The organism is Aeromonas sp. PrichA-15, assembly GCF_017939245.1.
GTDB classification, from domain to species: Bacteria; Pseudomonadota; Gammaproteobacteria; order Enterobacterales; family Aeromonadaceae; genus Aeromonas; species Aeromonas caviae.
Window position 1 is genome coordinate 1 of record NZ_JAGKRH010000374.1, and the last position, 293, is coordinate 293.

1 protein-coding gene is annotated in these 293 nt (G+C 56.0%); it reads left to right on the plus strand.

Features of this window, described 5'->3' with window-relative positions; translation table 11 throughout:
• The coding region (locus J9889_RS23710) for a transposase (RefSeq protein ID WP_210558459.1) at positions 1–293 on the plus strand (293 nt) is incomplete at both ends.

Here is a 293-nt window from a genome sequence, read left to right on the forward strand (position 1 = left end):
GAAGTCATCGAGCCGTTTTATCCCAAGGCTGGTAATGGCCGGCGACCTTATCCGCTGGAAACCATGCTACGCATTCACTGCATGCAGCATTGGTACAACCTGAGCGATGGCGCGATGGAAGATGCTCTGTACGAAATCGCCTCCATCCGTCTGTTTGCCCGGTTATCCCTGGATAGCGCCTTGCCGGACCGCACCACCATCATGAATTTCCGCCACCTGCTGGAGCAGCATCAACTGGCCCGCCAATTGTTCAAGACCATCAATCGCTGGCTGGCCGAAGCAGGCGTCATGAT